The sequence below is a fragment of the Methylobacterium sp. HJ2 genome (assembly GCF_056431005.1).
Map to the genome: position 1 here is coordinate 490,346 of NZ_JBWJYM010000001.1, position 17,931 is coordinate 508,276.

Annotated in this window: 19 protein-coding genes; 7 read left to right on the forward strand and 12 right to left on the reverse strand. The window is 71.5% G+C overall.

The window, feature by feature from the left end:
- Window positions 1–131: 131 nt before the first annotated feature.
- The gene (locus tag ACS5RC_RS02325) at window positions 132–824 is read left to right on the forward strand and encodes a general stress protein (protein WP_478342204.1); all 693 of its coding nucleotides are present in this window, start codon (window positions 132–134) and stop codon (window positions 822–824) included.
- A gap of 45 nt (window positions 825–869) precedes the next feature.
- Here the strand turns inward: ACS5RC_RS02325 and ACS5RC_RS02330 are convergent, their stop codons facing one another.
- From ACS5RC_RS02330 to ACS5RC_RS02350, 5 genes are all read right to left on the reverse strand, one after another.
- Window positions 870–2,111: a KpsE/RkpR family capsule polysaccharide export protein gene (locus ACS5RC_RS02330; RefSeq protein WP_478342205.1), complete on the reverse strand. Its 1,242-nt coding sequence runs from the start codon at window positions 2,109–2,111 to the stop codon at window positions 870–872.
- A 97-nt stretch (window positions 2,112–2,208) separates the two neighbouring features.
- Window positions 2,209–2,862: an ABC transporter ATP-binding protein gene (locus ACS5RC_RS02335; protein ID WP_478342206.1), complete on the reverse strand. Its 654-nt coding sequence runs from the start codon at window positions 2,860–2,862 to the stop codon at window positions 2,209–2,211.
- Window positions 2,863–2,965: 103 nt separating this feature from the next.
- Window positions 2,966–3,760 carry an ABC transporter ATP-binding protein gene (locus ACS5RC_RS02340; RefSeq protein ID WP_478342207.1) on the reverse strand — a complete coding sequence of 265 codons (795 nt, stop codon included), beginning with the start codon at window positions 3,758–3,760 and terminating at the stop codon, window positions 2,966–2,968.
- 105 nt (window positions 3,761–3,865) lie between these two features.
- A complete protein-coding gene (locus tag ACS5RC_RS02345) occupies window positions 3,866–4,675 on the reverse strand; it encodes an ABC transporter permease (RefSeq protein ID WP_478342208.1) in 810 nt (269 codons plus the stop codon).
- A 3-nt stretch (window positions 4,676–4,678) separates the two neighbouring features.
- Entirely contained in the window at window positions 4,679–5,656 is a 978-nt protein-coding gene (locus ACS5RC_RS02350; RefSeq protein WP_478342209.1) for an ABC transporter substrate-binding protein, read from the reverse strand.
- A gap of 127 nt (window positions 5,657–5,783) precedes the next feature.
- Between ACS5RC_RS02350 and ACS5RC_RS02355 the strand changes: the two genes are divergently transcribed.
- Window positions 5,784–6,713 (forward strand): 3-hydroxyacyl-CoA dehydrogenase NAD-binding domain-containing protein, encoded by a 930-nt coding sequence (locus ACS5RC_RS02355; RefSeq protein ID WP_478342210.1) that lies wholly within the window; start codon window positions 5,784–5,786, stop codon window positions 6,711–6,713.
- A gap of 51 nt (window positions 6,714–6,764) precedes the next feature.
- Here ACS5RC_RS02355 and ACS5RC_RS02360 read toward each other — a convergent pair whose 3' ends face one another.
- From ACS5RC_RS02360 to maiA, 4 genes are all read right to left on the reverse strand, one after another.
- Window positions 6,765–7,073 carry a hypothetical protein gene (locus ACS5RC_RS02360; protein ID WP_478342211.1) on the reverse strand — a complete coding sequence of 103 codons (309 nt, stop codon included), beginning with the start codon at window positions 7,071–7,073 and terminating at the stop codon, window positions 6,765–6,767.
- Window positions 7,070–7,384 carry an EthD family reductase gene (locus ACS5RC_RS02365; RefSeq protein WP_478342212.1) on the reverse strand — a complete coding sequence of 105 codons (315 nt, stop codon included), beginning with the start codon at window positions 7,382–7,384 and terminating at the stop codon, window positions 7,070–7,072. The genes ACS5RC_RS02360 and ACS5RC_RS02365 overlap by 4 nt, the downstream gene beginning before the upstream one ends.
- A gap of 87 nt (window positions 7,385–7,471) precedes the next feature.
- Window positions 7,472–8,803, reverse strand: a complete 1,332-nt coding sequence (locus ACS5RC_RS02370) for an NAD(P)/FAD-dependent oxidoreductase (RefSeq protein ID WP_478342213.1) — start codon at window positions 8,801–8,803, stop codon at window positions 7,472–7,474.
- A gap of 103 nt (window positions 8,804–8,906) precedes the next feature.
- Window positions 8,907–9,554, reverse strand: coding sequence for a maleylacetoacetate isomerase (gene maiA, locus ACS5RC_RS02375; RefSeq protein WP_478342214.1), 648 nt, complete (start codon window positions 9,552–9,554; stop codon window positions 8,907–8,909).
- A gap of 224 nt (window positions 9,555–9,778) precedes the next feature.
- On the opposite strand from maiA, the gene dgcN reads away from it, so the two are divergent.
- Window positions 9,779–10,792 carry an N-acetyltransferase DgcN gene (gene dgcN / locus ACS5RC_RS02380; RefSeq protein ID WP_478342215.1) on the forward strand — a complete coding sequence of 338 codons (1,014 nt, stop codon included), beginning with the start codon at window positions 9,779–9,781 and terminating at the stop codon, window positions 10,790–10,792.
- Window positions 10,793–10,799: 7 nt separating this feature from the next.
- Window positions 10,800–11,786, forward strand: a complete 987-nt coding sequence (dgcA, locus tag ACS5RC_RS02385) for an N-acetyl-D-Glu racemase DgcA (RefSeq protein WP_478342216.1) — start codon at window positions 10,800–10,802, stop codon at window positions 11,784–11,786.
- A gap of 10 nt (window positions 11,787–11,796) precedes the next feature.
- Here the strand turns inward: dgcA and ACS5RC_RS02390 are convergent, their stop codons facing one another.
- The 3 genes from ACS5RC_RS02390 to ACS5RC_RS02400 all read right to left on the reverse strand — a co-directional run bounded on the left by ACS5RC_RS02390 (window position 11,797) and on the right by ACS5RC_RS02400 (window position 14,885).
- On the reverse strand, window positions 11,797–12,138 hold the full coding sequence (locus ACS5RC_RS02390; RefSeq protein ID WP_478342217.1) for a DUF1491 family protein: 342 nt from the start codon (window positions 12,136–12,138) through the stop codon (window positions 11,797–11,799).
- Window positions 12,139–12,196: 58 nt separating this feature from the next.
- A complete protein-coding gene (locus tag ACS5RC_RS02395; protein ID WP_478342218.1) occupies window positions 12,197–12,913 on the reverse strand; it encodes a peptidoglycan-binding domain-containing protein in 717 nt (238 codons plus the stop codon).
- A 67-nt stretch (window positions 12,914–12,980) separates the two neighbouring features.
- Window positions 12,981–14,885, reverse strand: a complete 1,905-nt coding sequence (locus ACS5RC_RS02400; RefSeq protein WP_478342219.1) for a PAS domain-containing sensor histidine kinase — start codon at window positions 14,883–14,885, stop codon at window positions 12,981–12,983.
- Window positions 14,886–15,146: 261 nt separating this feature from the next.
- On the opposite strand from ACS5RC_RS02400, the gene ACS5RC_RS02405 reads away from it, so the two are divergent.
- The 3 genes from ACS5RC_RS02405 (at window position 15,147) to ACS5RC_RS02415 (ending at window position 17,920) form a co-directional block, all read left to right on the forward strand.
- Window positions 15,147–15,452, forward strand: coding sequence for a hypothetical protein (locus ACS5RC_RS02405; protein WP_478342220.1), 306 nt, complete (start codon window positions 15,147–15,149; stop codon window positions 15,450–15,452).
- A 102-nt stretch (window positions 15,453–15,554) separates the two neighbouring features.
- Window positions 15,555–16,601, forward strand: a complete 1,047-nt coding sequence (gene cydB / locus ACS5RC_RS02410; RefSeq protein ID WP_478342221.1) for a cytochrome d ubiquinol oxidase subunit II — start codon at window positions 15,555–15,557, stop codon at window positions 16,599–16,601.
- A gap of 149 nt (window positions 16,602–16,750) precedes the next feature.
- On the forward strand, window positions 16,751–17,920 hold the full coding sequence (locus ACS5RC_RS02415) for a hypothetical protein (RefSeq protein WP_478342222.1): 1,170 nt from the start codon (window positions 16,751–16,753) through the stop codon (window positions 17,918–17,920).
- Window positions 17,921–17,931 lie beyond the last annotated feature (11 nt).

Sequence of the window (17,931 nt, forward strand, 5' to 3'; positions counted from 1 at the left end):
ACGCCGCCGCGCGGTCGCCCCGCGCGGGCGCCGACGCTCGAACCGCGAGAGGCGGCCGGCACGACCCGAGGCCCCCGCAGTCACGCGCTTCCGCCGCCCCGGCGGAGAGCGCCCAAGCCAGGAGACCGACCATGGCCACACGCGCCGTCACCGCCCTGTTCGACGATTACGACGCCGCTGCCCGCGCCGTCGACAAGCTTGAGGCCGAGGGCATCCCGCACGGCGACATCAGCATCGTCGCCAGCGATCCCGACAAGCGGCTGGAGACCCGCAAGCCGGCCTCCGATCAGCCCGGAGAATCCGATGCCGCGGACGGAGCCGGCACCGGGGCCACGCTGGGCACCGTGCTCGGCGGCGGCGCGGGCCTGCTCGCCGGGCTCGGCTTGCTGGCGATCCCGGGTGTCGGGCCGGTGGTGGCCGCGGGCTGGCTCGTCGCCACCCTGACGGGGGCCGGCGTCGGAGCTGCGGCCGGCGGCCTGATCGGCGGCCTCACGGGCGCGGGGCTGAGCCAGCACGAGGCCGAGACCTACGCGGAGGGCGTCCGCCGCGGCGGCACGCTGGTGACGGTGCGTGCGCCCGACGAGATCGCGGACCGCGCCATGACGATCCTCGACCGGCACGGCTCGATCGATCTCGACGAGCGGGCGCAGGGCTGGCGCGCCGAGGGCTGGACCGGCGGGACGGTGGGCGCCGCGACCGCAGAGGGCGCGATCCCGAGCACGACGGACGTGTCCGCGCGATCGACCGAGGCGGATCCGGGGGCGGGGCGCCAGGCCGGTTCGCCCCCCGCGCCGAGCCAGACTCTCGGCTCAACCACACGCTGAGCCCTAAAGCGGCCTCCCGCGCCATCCGCGCGGGAGGCGTGCAGGTCAAGCCATCTGCTTGCGGGCGAACACGACGCCCGCGAACAGGGCGGCGGAGCCGGCGGCGATCAGGCTGAACATCAGGAGCCGGCGCGGCTGCGTCGCCGATTCGGCGAGGACCGGCGGCACGATCAGGCTGAAGAACTCGACCTGCCGAGCCGCGATGATGCGCGCGCGCTCGTTGGCCGCGAGCACGCTGGCGTAGTATTTCTCGGCATCCTTGCGCTCGTTGTCGAGGGCCTCGAACCGGGTCAGCGCGTCGGAGAGCAGGCGTTTCCTCTCCGGGTCCATGCTGGTGGCCTGGTTCTCGAGCCGCGCGATGTTCTCATCGAGTTCCTTGATCTGCGCCTTCAGCTCGATGATGCGGTTCGAGTTCGGCCCGAGGTCGCGCATCGCCAGGTTGAGCGACACCGAGAGGTTGATGCGGGTCAGCCTCAGCTCGCCGATCGTCTTCAGGTTGGCTTCGTTGGACTTCTGCGCGTCCAGAACGCCGTCCCGGTTGCGCAGGTCGCGCACAGCGACGCGGATCCGTGTCATCCGCTCCTCCGCGAGCTTCAGCTCGCGCGCGCTCTCGGCCACCGCGTCGGCGCGGGCGTTCATGGTCAGCGTGTTCACCATCTGCTCGGCCTCGGCGATGACGGCCTTCGTGATCGCCAGGGATTCCTGCGGGTCGAACGCGTTGACGGTCAGGCTCATGATGCCCGAACCGCTCTCGACCTCGAGGTCGACGCGCTGGCGCCAGTATTTCAGCACCTTCTCGATCGGTTTCTCAGGATCGAGACGCGAGAAGAAGTCGATGCTGTCGCGGCTGAACCAGGTGCGGAGCGGGAGCTTCGCCTCGAGCGCCTCCAGCATCGGCCGGCTGTAGAGGTACTGCCACGTGATCAGGGTGTCCTGGGCGATCAGCTCCTTCGGCACGCCCGTATTCGTACCGATCGAATCCGGTGTCGCCTTCTCGACCCCGCCGAGCGCCGGGCGGATCGCGAAATGTGCCTCGCTCACGTAGCGGTCGGAGGCGATCAGCCCGTAATAGACGCCCGCCGCCAGGGTCGGGAGCGCACAGCAGAGCACGAACAGCAACGGCAGCCACGGGTCGCGCCGGACATGGGTCTGATAGGACCGGATGCCCTTTTTCCGGTCCGCGAAGCGGGACATCCGGGCGAATTGCCGAAGCGACTCGGCGACCGCGTTCGACTTGTCCGCGGTGCTGAGCGGTTGGCCCTGCGGATTGCGGATCTCGACGTTCATGGGCGGTGTTCACATCCCGTTGCGGGTCCGCCGAAGAGGCGTGGACGCAGATGTCGCGCGTTTCCGCGGCGAAACCATGTCCGCCGAGCCGCGCCCCTCAGGCGTTCAGGCGATGGTAGACCTCGATCGCGTCGTTGATGTTCTCGTAGACGATCGCCCGGCCGTTGATCAGCACGATCCCCTGGTGGCACCACTCGCGCAGCGTCTCCATGCCGTGCGAGACCATGATCACGTCGGCGTTCTTGCGGCGGCTCGCGAAGACCTCCGCGCAGCGGCGCTGGAAGCGCGCGTCGCCCACGGCCGTGACCTCGTCGATCAGGTAGCAGTCGAACTGGATCGCCATGCTCATCCCGAAGGCGAGCCGCGCGCCCATGCCCGACGAGTAGGTCTTGATCGGCACGTCGAGGTAGCTGCCGAGCTCCGAGAAATCCTCCACGAAGTCGAGCACGCGCTTGGGGTCCTCGCCGTAGATGCGCGCCACGAAGATGACGTTGTCGCGTCCGCTCATCGCTCCGTGGAAGCCGCCGCCGAAGCCCAGCGGCCAGGAGACGCGCAGGCCCCTGTGGATTCGCCCGCTCGTCGGCTCCTCGACGCCGCCGATCATGCGCATCGTCGTCGACTTGCCGGCGCCGTTAATGCCGAGGATGCCGTAGCTCACCCCCGGCTTCAGGGTCATGGACACCCGCTCCAGGATGGTGCGCCGATTGCCGTCCGTCCGATAGATCTTGGACACGTTGTCGAAGCGGATCACCGTCGCCTGACCATGCTCTCTGAGCGCCGGCTCCGCCGGCGAGGGCCTCGGCCGGGACGGATCCGTCAGGAAAGCGGCGAATCTGAGGTTCCGTCGAGGCGCCTCAATCGACGGCCGGGGCGTGCATCTCCGCTTCGGTGAAGCGCTGCTGCTCGGCCATGACCAGCCCGGCGAGCTCGCGCTTGATCGCGTTGAAATCCCCGGAGGCGGTGTCGCGCGGGCGCGGCAGCGTCACCGCGACGTCGCGTTTGATCCGGCCCGGCCGGTAGGTCATCACCAGGATGCGGTCGGCGAGGTAGATCGCCTCCTCGATCGAGTGGGTGACGAACACGATGGTCTTGCCGAGCTCGGACCAGATCCGCAGCAACTCGTCCTGCAGGGTGCGCCGCGTCAGCGCGTCGAGGGCGCCGAACGGCTCGTCCATCAGCATCACGGGCGGGTCGAGGGCGAGGATGCGGGCGATGGCCACGCGCTGGCGCATGCCGCCGGACAGATCCTTCGGGTAGCGCTTGCGGAAATCCGAGAGGCCCAGCGTCGCGGTGATGCGGTCGACGGTGACGGCGGCCTCCGCCTTCGGCACGCCCTTCACGTCGAGGCCGAAACGGACGTTGTCCTCCACGCTCATCCAGGGGAACAGCGCGTATTCCTGGAACACCATGCCCCGGTCGGGCCCGGGCTCGATGACGGGACGCCCGCCCACCGTGATCCGGCCGGCGCTGAGGGGGGTGAATCCCGCCATGGCGTTCAGCAGGGTGGACTTGCCGCAGCCCGAGGGCCCGAGCAGGCAGAGGAACTGCCCCTCCGGCACGGTGGCGTCGATGTCCTGGAGCGCCGCGACGCCGCTGCTGCCGCTGCCAAACACCTTGCTGGCGTTCGAGACCACGATCTCTGCCGACATACGTGAGCGTGCTTTCCCCTGAGGTGGATGCCGGTTCGGCGACGTGACGCGCGCCACACCGAAAGCGCGGAGCCGTTCCCTTCCGCGCGGCGATCGGGACGGGCTCTAGCGCTCCAGGCCGCGGTGCCAGCGCAGCAGATGGTCGTTCAGGCGGCTCATCGCCCCGTCGATGATCAGGCCGAGAATACCGATCGTCAGCATGCCGCCGATGATCTTGTCCGACCACATGTATTCCCGCGCCTCGAGGATGCGGTAGCCGAGCCCATCGGAGACCGCGATCATCTCGGCCACGATCACCACGATGAAGGCGGTGCCGATGCCGATGCGCATGCCGGCGAGAACGAAGGGGCTCGCCGCCGGCAGGATCACCCGGCGGAACATCGTCCACGAGCCGGCCCCGAGATTGCGGGCCGCGCGGATATAGATCGAATCGACCTGACGCACGCCCGCGATGGTGTTGACGAGCACCGGGAAGAAGGTGCCCAGCGCGATCAGGAACAGGGCCGGCGGGTTGCCGAGGCCGAACCAGACGATGGCGAGCGGGATGTAGGCGATCGGCGGGATCGGCCGCAGCACCTGCAGCAGCGGGTTGAACAGGGCGTAGAGCCGGTCGTTCGTGCCGAGCACGAGCCCGACCGGCACCGCGAGGCCGGCGCCGATGACGAAGCCGCTCACCACCCGACCGAGGCTCGAGACCGCGTCGTGCGGCATCTCGCCGGAGAACAGCCACGCGACGTAGCTCTGGCTGCCGGGCTCGTAGGGCAGGCCCGGGAGCAGGCCGTTGAACCACTTCACCGCCACCGCGGTCGGCGGCGGCAGCACGATCGGCGAGAACACGCCCGTGCGGCTCAGGATCTCCCAGAGGACCAGCAGGGCGAGCGGGACGATGGCGCCGCGGAGCGAGGAGAGGCGCATCGATCAGTTGGTCTTCAACTCGGCCTTGGCCTTGTCGAGGAGATCCGTCTTCACCCACTCGGCGTCGCTCTTGGGCGGGTTGACCATCTTACCGAGGCCGTACTTGACCATGTAGTCGGTGGTGGTCTGCATATGGCCGGCCGGCACGTCGTAGGTGTAGGTCGCGTTGGCCATGCCGTCGCGGAAATCCTGGCTCGTGAGCTGGCCTTTGAAGACCTGCTCGCGCACGTACTTCTCGGCGAGCGCCGGATCGTCGATGAAGGCCTTGGTGGCGGCGACGAAGAGCTTGAGCACCCGCGCGGCGACCTCGGGCCGCTCGTTGTACATCTTCTCGGTCATCACCAGGGGGCGCACTGGGCGGCCGATCGGGGTGTCGTAGGGCTTGACCAGCTCGACGCCCCAGCCGGCGCTGATCGCCTGGGTCGATTGCGGCTCGCTCTGGCAGATCACGTCGACGTATTTCTGCGCCAGCGCTTGGTTCAGATCGGCGTAGTTGTTGAAGTAGGTCAGCTGCACGTCCTTGCCGGGCCGCTCCGACCACGTCATGCCGTACTTGTCGAGTTCGGCCAGGAGCATCAGGTCCTGGGTGCCACCCCGGACGGTGGCGACCTTCAGGCCCTTGAGGTCGGCCGCGGTCTTGGCCGGGAGGTCGGGGCGCTTGAGGATGCGCACGCCGCCGTCGGCGAAGCCCGCCACCACGTAGAGCTTCACGCCGTTGCCGCGCGCCGCCACCGCCCCGTCGCCGCCGGACGCCGCGATGTCGATCTGGTCCACCGCCATGGCCGGGTAGATGTCGGCGCCCTTGGCGAATTGGCGCTCGTCGATCTTGAGGCCGAATTTCGGGGCGATCTCCTTCATGTAGGAGATGGCGCCGTAATGGGCGAATTTGAGGTTGCCGAGCCGCACCACGTCCTCGGCCCGGGCGGGGCCGGCGGCGGCGAGCGCGAACAGGGCGGCACAGGCGACGGCGCGCTTGAACATGGGCTTCCTCCGGATCGCGGGTCGTGCCGCCCGCTGTGCATCCTGAATACGGATGGTGTCCCATTGACTAAGCGAGGGGCGCCCGGAAAGTAAAGCGCGGGTGGGAGACGACGGGGCAGATCCTGACATGGATGAAATCCGCAGCGTAGCCGTGGTCGGCTGCGGTACCGTCGGCGCGAGCTGGGCCGCGCTCTTCCTGGCCCACGGCCTCGACGTCTCGGCCTGGGATCCGTCCCCGGGCTTCGGCGATCGCCTGCGCGCGGCCGTCGCCCGCGCCCGCGCCCAGCTCGCCGAACTCGGGCTCGACGGCGCCGGTCGGCTCTCCGCGCACGCGGAGCTGGACTCCGCCCTCGCGGGCGCCGGCTTCGTCCAGGAGAACGCCCCCGAGGACGAGGCGCTGAAGCGGAGCCTGCTCGCCCGCATCGACGCCGCCCTGCCGCCGGACGTGCTCGTGGCGTCCAGCACCTCGGCGATGCTGCGCAGCCGGATCGTCGGCGATTGCGCCCGCCCCGAGCGCGTCCTGGTCGCCCACCCGTTCCACCCGCCCCATCTCGTGCCGCTGGTCGAGATCGTGGCGGGTACGCCGGAGGCGGGCGAGCGCGCCTCCGCGTTCTACGCGCGGATCGGCCGGCGCCCGGTGATCCTGCGGCGGGAGATGCCGGGCCATATCGCCAACCGCCTCGCCTCGGCGCTCTACCGGGAGGCGGTGAACCTCGTGGCCGAGGGCGTGGCGAGCGTCGCCGACATCGACGCGGCGCTCTGCAACGGGCCCGGCCTGCGCTGGGCCGCGATGGGCCCGCACATGACCTACCATCTCGGCGGCGGCGCGGGTGGCATCCGCCACTATCTCGATCATCTCGGCCCGAGCCAGGAGCGCCGCTGGGCGAGCCTGGGAAGCCCGAGCCTGACCGAAGCGGTCAAGGCGGCGATCGCCGAGGGCGTGGAGGCGGAGGCGGCCGGCCTCTCCCTCCCCGAGCTGGAGGCGCGGCGCGACCGGGCGCTGATCGACGTGCTCCGGGCGCGGACCGAGGTGGCGCCGGGTCCCGCGCGGCGCTAGCTGGCCGGCGGCCGGGCGCCGCGCCCGAACGGTCCCGGAGGCTGGGCCGCCTCAGACGGCGGCGTCCTCCTCCGGCTCAGGATCGGCGGTCCAGGCCGTGGCGAAGGCGGCGAGGTGCCGGGATTCCGTGAAGGCCAGCACCGGCACCGTGCGCTCGGACGGCATCGCGCCCGGATAGGGCGCGAGCAGCACGCTGACCTCCGTGAACCGCGCCCCGGGGGCCTGGGCGTCGAGCCAGGCCTGCGCCTCGGCGTTGAGCCGGCCCGCCCCGTCGAGGGCGCGGGAATCGGCGCGCAGCACGATCACGCAGGTGCCGAGGCTCGGATCCTTGTCCTGGACCGCCTTGACGATGTCGATCACGCAGCCGCCTCGGGCAGCTCGTTGATTTGAACCTGCGGCTGGATGTCGGTGAAGTTCGGGATATCGCCGAAGATCTCCTTGCCGTGCGCCGCCGCGGCCTTGCCGAAGGACTCGGCCGAATCCCAGGTCAGAAGTGCCATGACCTGGAACGGCGCGGTCCCGCCGTCCGGCGTCGAGGCGCCGCGCAGCACCTTCGCCTCGTGCAGGCCGAAGGAGGACCAGCGCTCGCGCACCATCGGCATGTGGTGGGAGAGGTAATAGGCCATGTCGAACCGGCCGCCGGCCGGGTACATCACGCTCACGAGCACCATCGCGTCACTCCCTGACGGCCCGTCTCCTGCGGGCCGGCGCGGACGGAACCACCGAATGCCGGTCCGCGCAATCCGGATCGGTCGGCCTCAGTGCAGCTTCACCCGCGACTCGGTGCGGCGGGTCAGCGCGCGGGCGATGGCGTCGAGCACCGTCTTGGCCGTGCCGTGCAGCGCCTGCTCGTGCATCTTGTAGAGGGAGCGGTACATCATCCGGGCGAACAGCCCGGCGATGAACATGTTCTTCCCCTGGATGAAGCCCATCAGGCTGCCCACCGTCGAGTACTCGCCGAGCGAGACCAGCGAGCCGAAGTCGCGATACTTGAACGGCGTCAGCGGCCGGCCGGCCATCTTGGCCGGGATCTGCTTGATCAGGTAGCTCGCCTGCTGGTGGGCGGCCTGGGCGCGGGGCGGCACCGGCGTGTCGGAGCCGGCCTCGACGAGGTAGGCGCAGTCGCCCATCGCGAAGATGTCGGGGTCGCGCGTGGTCTGGAGCGTCGGCGTCACCACGAGCTGGTTGGTGCGCGTGGTCTCGAGGCCGCCGATGTCCTTGAGGAAGGGCGGCGCCTTCACGCCGGCCGCCCAGACCACGAGCTCGGAGGGGATGAAGCTGCCGTCGGCCAGCGCCACCCCGTCGGCCCGCACCTCGGTGACGCGGGCGCGCACCCGTACCTCGACACCGATCTTGGCGAGGAGCGCCATCACCTCGCCGGAGAGCCGGTGCGGCACGGCGGGCAGGATGCGGTCGGCGGCCTCGACCAGGGTGATCTTGAGATCCTTGGCCGGGTCGATGCGGTCCATGCCGGTGGAGACCACGTCGCGGATCGTGCGGTGGAGCTCGGCCGCGAGCTCGGTCCCGGTGGCGCCGGCCCCGATCACCGTGACGTGGAGCTGGCCGGGGCGCACCGGTCCGCTCTGGGTGTGGGCGCGCAGCATCGCGTTGACGAGGCGCTGGTGGAACCGCACCGCCTGGGCCTGGGTGTCGAGCGCGATGGCGTGCTCCGCCACCCCCGGCGTGCCGAAATCGTTGGTCGTCGAGCCCACCGCCATCACCAGCGTGTCGTAGCCCACCGTGCGCTGCGGCGTGACCTCGCGGCCCTCCGAATCATGACTCGCGGCGAGCTCGATCACCCGGGCGGTGCGGTCGATCCCGGTCATCTGACCGATACGGTAACGGAAATGGTGCTGGTGGGCGTGGTGCAGGTAGTCGACGGCGTGGTGCCCGATGTCGAGGCTGCCCGCCGCGACCTCGTGGAGCAGCGGCTTCCAGATATGGGTGCGCGCCCGGTCCACGAGCGTGACATGCGCCTTCCCGCTGCGGCCGAGCTTGTCGCCGAGCTTCGTGACGAGCTGCAGACCGGCGGCCCCGCCGCCCACCACGACGATGCGGTGAAGGCCGCTTTTGTTCTCGGATGGTACCATCGCGTTCCCCGCAGCCTGCCGACCGGGCTTTCTCGGCCGCCCGTGTCACGCCCTGCTTACACAACTCGGCCGGCCCTGTGCCAGATCTTCCCGCGCGGCCGGCTCAGGGTGCGGGCGCGCCGGGCTGGCGGAGGGGGTGGGATTCGGCGAAGGCCGGCAGCGCGAGGCAGGATTCCGCGATGCGGCGCGCAGTCGGATAGGGCTCCGTCGGGACGTCGAAGATCCCGGTGCCGACCCAGAGGCTGACGAGGCAGAGGTCGGCGTGGCTCACCGCATCGCCCTGGCAGAACCGCCCGGTGCCGGGCTCGGTCGCGAGCCGCGTCTCCAGGGTCTTCAGCCCGGTGACGAAGCTGTGGCGCACGAACTCCATCATGCGCTCGCGCGGCAGGCCGTAGGCCTCCATCAGGTAGGTCCGCACCCGCGGCACGTAGAGTGGGTGGGTGTCGCAGGCGACGACCTGGGCGAGGGAGCGGGCCCGGGCGCGCTCGCGCGGGTCGGCGGGAAGCAGGGCGGGACCGCCCCGCGTCTCCTCCAGGTAGTCGAGGATCGCGAGCGACTGCGTCAGCGGGGGCCCGTCGCCGTCGAACAGGGCCGGCACCGCGCCCTGCGGGTTGATGGCGCGGAACTCCGGCTTGTGCTGGTCGCCCGCGTCGAGGTCGATGAAGGTCTCCTCGTAGGCGATGCCCTTCAGCTTCAGGGCGATCCGGACCCGGAAGGCGGCGGCCGAGCGCCAGTTGCCGTACATCTTCATCGTCGACGAGCCTTCGCGGCGTGAGGGGCGGTGAGGACACCCTACATCGGCGTCGGCCGCAAGAGCGGTGGGGCGCAAGAGCCGTGGGACGCAAGAGTGGTGGGGTGCAGGCGGCGGCGGATGCCCTGGCTGCGATCGTGCATTGTCCGGCCGGGCGTTGCCCCGGGCACCGGTTCCCGCATAGTGGCGCGCCGAGCCCGACGGAGCGAGCAGGGACCATCCGGATGCAGATCGCCACGCCCTACCTGATGTTTCTCGGCGACGTGCCCGACACACTGGCGGCCAAGACGGCCTACGGCATCGCCGACTGGCGCCCCGAATGGTGCATCGGGCAGATGCGGATGCCGGGCTGCGCCGCGGATCTCGGGATCCCCGACATGACCCTGCCCGAGGCGCTGGCGAAGGGCTGTCGCACCCTGGTGGTCGGCGTCGTCAACGCGGGCGGCGTGCTGCCCGAGCACTGGGTCGCCGAGATCGTGGCGGCGCTGGAGGCCGGGCTCGATGTGGCGAGCGGCCTGCACGCCCGCCTCGGCGCGGTGCCGGCCATCGCCGAAGCCGCCGCGCGCCGGGGCCGCCAGCTCCACGACGTGCGCCATACCAGCGAGACTTTCGCCACCGGCAAGGGCACGCCGCGGCCCGGACGCCGGCTGCTGACCGTGGGCACCGATTGCTCGGTGGGGAAGAAGTACACGGCGCTGGCGCTGGAGAAGGGCATGCGCGCGCGCGGCCTCGATGCGGATTTCCGCGCCACCGGCCAGACCGGGGTGTTCATTTCGGGAAGAGGCGTCGCCATCGACGCGGTGGTGGCCGACTTCATCTCGGGCGCGGTCGAGTGGATCGCGCCGGCCGCGGACCCGGAGCATTGGGACCTGATCGAGGGCCAGGGCTCGCTGTTCCACCCCTCTTTCGCGGGGGTCAGCCTCGGGCTGCTGCACGGCGCGCAGGCCGACGCCTTCGTGGTCTGCCACGAGCCGACCCGCACCACGATGCGCGGCGTCGCCCATCCGCTGCCGACGATCCAGGAGGTGATCGATCTCACCGTGCAGCTCGGGCGCCTGACGAGCCCTGGGATCCGCCCGGTCGGCATCGCGGTGAACACCCAGGCGCTGGAGACATCCGAGGCGGAGACGCTACTCGAGCGCCTCGCCGCCGAGCACGATCTGCCCGCCACCGACCCGGTGCGCTTCGGCGTCGAGGGGCTGGTCAACCGCCTGCTCGTCGATTTCCCGCCCGCCTGAGGATCCGATGAGCCGCAGCCTCACCGTCGCCGTCGAGCGCTTCCCGATTGCGGGCGCCTTCACCATCGCCCGTGGCAGCCGCACCGAGGCTGTGGTCGTCGTCGCGCGGATCGACGACGATTCGGGGGCCTCGGGGTTCGGCGAGTGCGTGCCCTACGCCCGCTACGGCGAGAGCGTGGAGAGCGTCGCCGCGCTGATCGAGGCGCAGGCCGGGCCGGTGGCCGCAGGCCTCGACCGGGCCGGGCTGCTTGGCCTGTTGCCCGCGGGCGCCGCCCGCAACGCCCTCGATTGCGCCCTGTTCGACCTGGATGCGAAGCGCACCGGGCGCCCCGCCTGGGAGATCGCGGGGCTCGGCCCGCCGCGCGCCGCGATCACCGCCTACACCCTCAGCCTCGGAAGTCCCGAGAGCATGGAGGCGGCGGCGCGCGGAGCCGCGGCCCGGCCGCTCCTCAAGGTGAAGCTCGGCGGCGCCGGCGATCCCGAGCGCATCGCCGCGGTGCGCCGGGGCGCGCCGGATGCGCGCCTCATCGTCGACGCCAACGAGGCGTGGCGGCCCGAGACCCTGGAAGCGAACCTTGCTGCCTGCGTCGCCGCGGGCGTCGGGCTGATCGAGCAGCCGCTGCCGGCCGGTGCCGACGACCTGCTCGCCGAGATCGCCCGTCCGATCCCGATCTGTGCGGACGAGAGCCTGCACGATCGCGCCGGGCTCGACGCGCTGGCCGGCCGCTACGACGCCATCAACATCAAGCTCGACAAGACCGGCGGCCTCACCGAGGCGGCGATGCTCGCCGAGGCGGCGCGGGCGCGGGGCCTGGCGCTCATGATCGGCTGCATGGTCGGCACGTCCCTCGCCATGGCGCCCGCGATGCTGCTCGCCGACCAAGCCGACTACGTGGATCTCGACGGCCCCCTGCTGCTCGCCCGCGATCGGGAGCCGGGGCTGCGGTTCGACGGCAGCACCATCCATCCGCCCGAGCGGGCGCTCTGGGGCTGAGGCCGCGGACTCACTCCGCCAGATCGAGGAAGTGGCGGCCCTCCCGGTCGTCGATCTCGAAGACCCAGAGATCGGAATCGAACCGCATCTCGCGGCTCAAGCGCTCCTCGACCTCCAGCGGCGGGGCGCCCCGGAGGAGGGGGCTGAAGCGCCGGTCGCCGGAATCGTCCCCGTCGAGCAGCGCCTGGGGCGCCGGCCCGTAGAGGTCGGCACTGCCGTCGAGGCGGTCGACCTTGACGAAGATGGCGCCGGCCTCCGCCGCACCCCGGCGGCGTAGCACCGCCGGGATCGCCGCGTCGTTGAGGCGGCGCAGATGGGCGGAGACGAAGAAATCGGAGCGCAGGCGCGGCATGGTCGGACCTCGTGGTCCGCCCGAGATGGTCGGGCCCGACGCATCTGGCAACCGGACCCTACCCCTGCGGCGACCCGGCCCTCGCCGCGAGCTCGCGCAGCGTGCGCCCGGCCGGCTCGCCCTTCACCGGCAGCTTGCGGTCGCGCTCGAACTTCTCCAGCGCCGCCCGCGTGCCCGGTCCCATCCGGCCGTCCGCCTTGATCGGTCCGTAGCCGAGCTTGATCAGCGCGCGTTGCGCCTGGAGCACGGCGGCTCCGGACTTCTCGACCTTCTCGGACTTCGGGGTGACGGAGGCTGTCGTCTCGTCGTTGCGGATGAGCGCACCGATCGCGTCGCGGCCGGGCGCGCCGTCGGGCTTCGGCTTCTCGCCGGGCTGCGCGGCGGACGGGGCGGCTTGAGCCGCGGCGAGAGCCCCCGGGACCGCGCGGCCGTCGGCGGGCTTCTCCGGCGCCGGCTTCGGCAGGCCGTCCTGACGGAGCGCTACCTTGGGCAGGATCGGGGCGGGATGGCGCCCGGCCTGCGAGCCCAGCGCGTTCATCGAGACCGCGGCGACGGCCCCGAGCGCGGCGAGCGAGCCGAGCACGCTCGCCGGCCGCTCGCGGCAGACGCGCAGGGTGCCGGCGAGGCCGCTGCGCAGCAGCCCCGTCCAGTCGATGCCGCCCGCCCGGCGGGCGGGCGCGCGGCGCTTGGGGGCCGCCTTCGGAGCGACCCTCGCCGCGCCACGACGCACGGCCCGCTCGTCGGCCGGAAGGGTGATCTCGCGGTACTCTGGCATCCTGTCTCCTCATGGCTGCACGCCCGCCCGGGATCCGGGACGGGCGCGCTGCGTTGCGGTCGGGCCGTCAGCCGGCCCGTCTCAGCGGAACGGGGTCGCTCGGATGGATCGGCCCCGGCTCGAACAGCCCGAGCGGGCGCCGGCCCACACTCGCGCCGACCGTCGCCGCCTCCGCGGCCCTGCGCACCACGGTCGAGACCGGGGCGGGGGCCAGCGGCGCATCGGCCGGGCGGCATTGCAGGGGCAGCGTCACCGTCACGCTGGTGCCGGCCTCGGGCGCGCTCTCGATGGCGATGGTGCCGCCGTGCAGGCCGACGAGCCCCTGGACCACGGACAGGCCGAGGCCGGTGCCCTCGTGCGGCCGCCGGTAATCGCCGCCGCCGCCCTGGAAGAACGGTGTGCCGAGGCGGGGCAGGTCGACGGCCCGGATGCCGCTGCCCGTATCGGAGACGACGATATCGAGGCCAGTCGTGCTGCGGCGCAGGCCGATCTCGACCCGGCCGCCGCGCGGCGTGAACTTCACCGCGTTGGAGATCAGGTTGATCAGGACCTGCCGACAGGCGCGGGCGTCGGCGGTGATCTCGATGGGGGTCTGGTCGAGGGCGTGCACGAGGGCGATCCCGGCATCGTCCGCCCGGAGCTTCATCAGGTCGCAGCAGGTCCGCACCAGCGCGGCGGCGTCGATCACCTCCGGCGCGTAGTCGAAATTGCCGCTCTGGATCCGGCTCATGTCGAGCAGGGAATTGACCACGTCGAGGAGGTGCCGGCCGGAATCGCCGATGATGCCGGCATATTCCCGGGCGCGCTCGGGCCCGAGGCAGACCGCTCCCTCGCCGCCGAGCACCTCGGAGAAGCCGATGATCGCGTTGAGCGGCGTGCGGAGTTCGTGCGTGACGTTGGCGAGGAAGCGGCTCTTCACCTCGTCGGCGCGCTCGGCCTCGGCGCGGGCGCGCTCCAGCTCCTCCGCGTGGCGGCGGTGCTCGGTCACGTCGCGGGTCACGGCGACGACGCTCGTCGGCGCCGCGCCGCCGAGGCTGCGCTCGATCCGGTGCGCCCGCATCTCGGCATGGATCAGGCGGGCGCCGTCGGCGCGCTCGGCGCCCGCGTCGAGGTGCAGGCGGAACTGCACGGTGGCGGGCCGGCCATGGGCGGCGACGTCGCTGATCGCCTGGAGGAAGGCCGGCCGGTCGGCGACGTGGATGCGCTCGAGCAGGCCGTGGGCGCGCAGCCGGGGCGCCTCGACGCCGACGAAGCGGGCGGCCGAGGCGCTCGCCTCCAGCACGCGCCCGTTGGCGTCGTGCCAGGTCACGAGGTCGTCGATCGCCGAGAGCAGCATGCGGTCGCGGGCCTCGTTGTCCTGCATCTGCGTCCGCCAGCGCCGCTCGTGGCGCATGTGGTCGAGGATCTGCGCGGCGACGTGGCCGATCGCCGTGATGACGAAGACCGGCATCGCAATCGAGGCCGAGACGTCGACGATCGGCGCGCGGGACATCCAGGTGCCGGCGCAGGCGACAACGAGGGCGCCGATGGCGGCGATCACCGCGGCCGTCACCGTCGAGCGCTTCGAGCCGGAGACCGCGGCCTCGAGGGGGATCGCCACCAGCCAGACGGCGGCGGCCGAGCCGGCGCCCCCGGTCATCCCGGCGAGGCAGACCACGAGACCCGTCAGCCCCATCGAGGCCACCGCGTGGGCGATCCAGAGATGACCGGACCGCGACAGGATCACCGCGGCCAGGACCGGCAGGATCAGGCTCGCCACCGCCATCGCCTCGATGAGGGAGGGCACGCCGCGCCAGAGCAGGTAGGGGGGCAGCGCCGCCATCATCACGGCGCCCGTCGCGAGCCGCGACACCAGGAAGCGCTCGTGCCGGTCGCGCACGTTCGGATCCCGATGGGCGGATTCGTGGACGAGGCTCGCGAGGCGGGCGTCGATCACCGAAGGGAGGACATCTTTGATACGCAAGACTGGCACGCGCAACGCGGGACCTCGCGGTCCCCACGCCTCCGGTTCGACCGTCGAACAACGGCCTGACGGTCGCAGGGGCGGCTTAAACGAGTGTTGCGGCGCGAGCCCGATCGGCCCGGATGCTTTCCGCGAGGTAACCGGCGCCCCCGCGGATTGACCCGGCGGGATTTACCATCCGGGAGGATTTCGGGACGGCGTTGACGCGCGCTTCAGGCTTGCCGCGCGAGGCTCCCGCGCGCCCCGTATCCGAAGTTCGCGAGAGAGGCCATGTCGTTCCTGCTGCGCGCCGCGCTGGTGATCGGTGCGCTCTCCTATCTCGCCCTGCAGCAGCGCGGCGAACACGCGCGCCCGTCCGAAGCCCCGGTCGCAGCCGTCCCGGACGCGGTCTCCTCGATCCTCGCGGCCTCCGTCGCTTCGGTCCCCACCGAGGCCCGCGAGCGCGTCGCCAAGGCGGCGCTCGCCGAGCTCGTGCGGCGCGCCGGCCAGACCGTGCCCGCCGTGCCCGATCCGGCCTCGCAGGACACGCTCTCGCCCGCCGACCGCGCCCTCGGCTGGCGCGGCGTCGCGCCCTGAGCCCGCTCCGGGGCACGGCCGGCCCGCGCGGTTGCTGCGACCCGCTTGGCCTGCGGCGGCTGCCTGTGGTTAGCTGACGGCGTCCCGGAGCGGCGAGGGCGGATGTTCGGATTCGGTCTGGAATATGAGGGGGCGGCGTTCTGGCTGCCGCTGGTCTGGGCGGTGCTGCTCGGGCTCGCGGTCGCCATGTACGTGGTGATCGACGGGTTCGACCTCGGCGTCGGCATCCTGTTCACGGCGGCCGAGCGCGGCAATTGGCGCGATCAGATGATGCTCTCGGTCGCCCCCATCTGGGACGGCAACGAGACCTGGCTGATCCTCGGGGGCGGGGGGCTATTCGCGGTGTTCAGCGTCGCCTACGCGATCCTGCTGCCGGCGCTCTACCTGCCCCTCATCCTGATGTTGATCGCCCTGGTGTTCCGCGGCGTCGCCTTCGAGTTCCGCTTCAAGGCCGAGCGCTCGCAGGCGATCTGGGACTACGCCTTCCACTACGGCTCCCTGGTGGCGACCTTCGCGCAGGGGATGGTGCTCGGGGCCTTCGTCCAGGGCTTCCACGTCGAGGGTCGCGGCTTTGCCGGCGGCAGCTTCGACTGGCTCACGCCCTTCAGCGTGATGACGGGCATCGGTCTCGTCTGCGGCTACGGGCTGCTCGGCGCCACGTGGTGCGTGATGAAGACCTCGGGTGAGCTGGAAGTCTGGGCGCGGATCAAGAGCCGGCAATTCCTGGCGGGCACCATCCTGTCGATGGCGATCGTCAGCGCCTGGGTGCCGTTCCTCGGCCTCGACATCCAGTGGCGCTGGCTCTCCGTGCCCAACGTGTTCTACGTGGCGCCGGTGCCTGTGGTGACGGGGCTCGTCGCGTTCTGGCTCCTGCGCGCCCTCGACCACGGCCGGCACGTGGCGCCCTTCCTCCTGACGATCAGCCTGTTCCTGCTCGGCTTCCTCGGACTGGCGATCAGCCTGTTCCCCTACATCGTGCCACCGCGCTACACGATCTGGCAGGCCGCGAACGCGGTGAGCGCCCTGCGGTTCGCCCTCGTCGGCTACGCGGTGGTGATGCCGCTGACGCTCGCCTACACGGCCTATGCCTATTGGGTCTTCCGCGGCAAGGTCGCCGAGGATATCGGCGCGGGCGGCTACGGCCATTGAAGGGGCGCCGGCTCCTGTGGTTCGTCGTCTTCTACGGAGTCAGCCTCCTGGTCTTCGCCGGCCTGGTGTATCTGCTGCGCGCGATCGTGCGCGGTTAGGGGCCGGACGGTGTCCATCACCCGGCCCGGTTCTGTGAGGGGGCGGGGGCGTTGGGGGACACGAGGGGCGGTTCGCGCGGACGGCCGGCGAAGGGCCGCGTCGGGACGGCCTTCCGCGCCGCGCTCCTCCTGCTGGTCGGCGGCCCCTGCGCCGCGGCCGAGACGGGGCTGCTGCCCGCGCATCCGAGCTACCCGCGTGCGCGCGCCTGTACCTCGGTGCGGATCGCGATGCCGCCCTCGACCCACGCGCTGCCGGGCCATGTCCTGATCTCGCCGCGCCCCGCCGACATCCCGGTGGGGCAGGGCGACAGCGCCATCTGCTACGCCTACGCCACGGCCGACATGATCTCGCAGCGGGTCGGGCGCGCGGTCTCGCCGCTCGACGTCGCCACCAAGTTCTACTTCGCCGATCCCGCGCGCCTCGCCACCCTGCCGGATCGGCGCATCGCCGCGCATCTGCGCGATCATCCGGACACGCTCGCCGACATCGCGTTCGCCCGCAACGCGGTCGACATCGCCCGGGAGCACAATCCCGGGACCGAGCCCTATTTCGACACGCTGGAGGGCGGCGAGGAGGATGCGGCGGCGCTGCTCTACAATCTCGACGGCCTTTGCGACGAGCGCGACCTGCCCTCGCACGAGGGCTACGCCCATTTCCGCCGCTTCTTCCTGGCCCAGCGCTTCGGCGCGGTGGCGCGGGCGCCGAACCAGTGCTTCCGCAGCACCGGCGCCACCGTGGCCAAGCTGCGCAGCCGACGGGCCGATGCGGTCAACGATGCGTGGCTACGCGAGGTCGCCGCCCGCTGCCGACGCCGTCCGAGCCCGGTCCCGCTGCTGCCGATCTCCTTCCGGGTCGCCGCCAACCAGCTCGAGTTCATGGAGATGCTGGAGACCGAGCCGCCGACGAAGCCCCAGGTCGACCGGATGCTCGCGATGGTGGACTACGCCCTGGACCACGCGCGCGCGCCGACGATCGGCTACAGCTGGTACATCCTGGAGGATCGCGATCCGAAGGATCCCGACCTCGCCGCCGATCATTCGAGCACTGTGATCGCGCGCCGCCGGGTCGGAGGGCGCTGCCAGTACCGGGTGCAGGACAATACGGGCGAGTACTGCGCGCGGATGCGTCCGGGGATCCGCGAGCGCTGCGAGGACGGCCGGATCTGGCTCTGGGAGGATGAGATCCGGCGCACGCTCTATAGCGTGATCTACCTGCGCTGAGCGGGGACCGG

Excerpts from the sequence above, each read along its gene's own strand:
- ACS5RC_RS02345 (WP_478342208.1), bottom strand. The coding sequence starts at position 4,675 with ATGCGCCTCTCCTCGCTCCGCGGCGCCATCGTCCCGCTCGCCCTGCTG.
- ACS5RC_RS02365 (WP_478342212.1), bottom strand. The coding sequence starts at position 7,384 with ATGGTGCTCGTGAGCGTGATGTACCCGGCCGGCGGCCGGTTCGACATG.
- ACS5RC_RS02330 (WP_478342205.1), bottom strand. The coding sequence starts at position 2,111 with ATGAACGTCGAGATCCGCAATCCGCAGGGCCAACCGCTCAGCACCGCG.
- ACS5RC_RS02405 (WP_478342220.1), top strand. The coding sequence starts at position 15,147 with ATGTCGTTCCTGCTGCGCGCCGCGCTGGTGATCGGTGCGCTCTCCTAT.
- ACS5RC_RS02395 (WP_478342218.1), bottom strand. The coding sequence starts at position 12,913 with ATGCCAGAGTACCGCGAGATCACCCTTCCGGCCGACGAGCGGGCCGTG.
- ACS5RC_RS02350 (WP_478342209.1), bottom strand. The coding sequence starts at position 5,656 with ATGTTCAAGCGCGCCGTCGCCTGTGCCGCCCTGTTCGCGCTCGCCGCC.
- ACS5RC_RS02340 (WP_478342207.1), bottom strand. The coding sequence starts at position 3,760 with ATGTCGGCAGAGATCGTGGTCTCGAACGCCAGCAAGGTGTTTGGCAGC.
- cydB (WP_478342221.1), top strand. The coding sequence starts at position 15,555 with ATGTTCGGATTCGGTCTGGAATATGAGGGGGCGGCGTTCTGGCTGCCG.
- ACS5RC_RS02390 (WP_478342217.1), bottom strand. The coding sequence starts at position 12,138 with ATGCCGCGCCTGCGCTCCGATTTCTTCGTCTCCGCCCATCTGCGCCGC.
- dgcN (WP_478342215.1), top strand. The coding sequence starts at position 9,779 with ATGCAGATCGCCACGCCCTACCTGATGTTTCTCGGCGACGTGCCCGAC.
- dgcA (WP_478342216.1), top strand. The coding sequence starts at position 10,800 with ATGAGCCGCAGCCTCACCGTCGCCGTCGAGCGCTTCCCGATTGCGGGC.
- maiA (WP_478342214.1), bottom strand. The coding sequence starts at position 9,554 with ATGAAGATGTACGGCAACTGGCGCTCGGCCGCCGCCTTCCGGGTCCGG.
- ACS5RC_RS02355 (WP_478342210.1), top strand. The coding sequence starts at position 5,784 with ATGGATGAAATCCGCAGCGTAGCCGTGGTCGGCTGCGGTACCGTCGGC.
- ACS5RC_RS02370 (WP_478342213.1), bottom strand. The coding sequence starts at position 8,803 with ATGGTACCATCCGAGAACAAAAGCGGCCTTCACCGCATCGTCGTGGTG.
- ACS5RC_RS02325 (WP_478342204.1), top strand. The coding sequence starts at position 132 with ATGGCCACACGCGCCGTCACCGCCCTGTTCGACGATTACGACGCCGCT.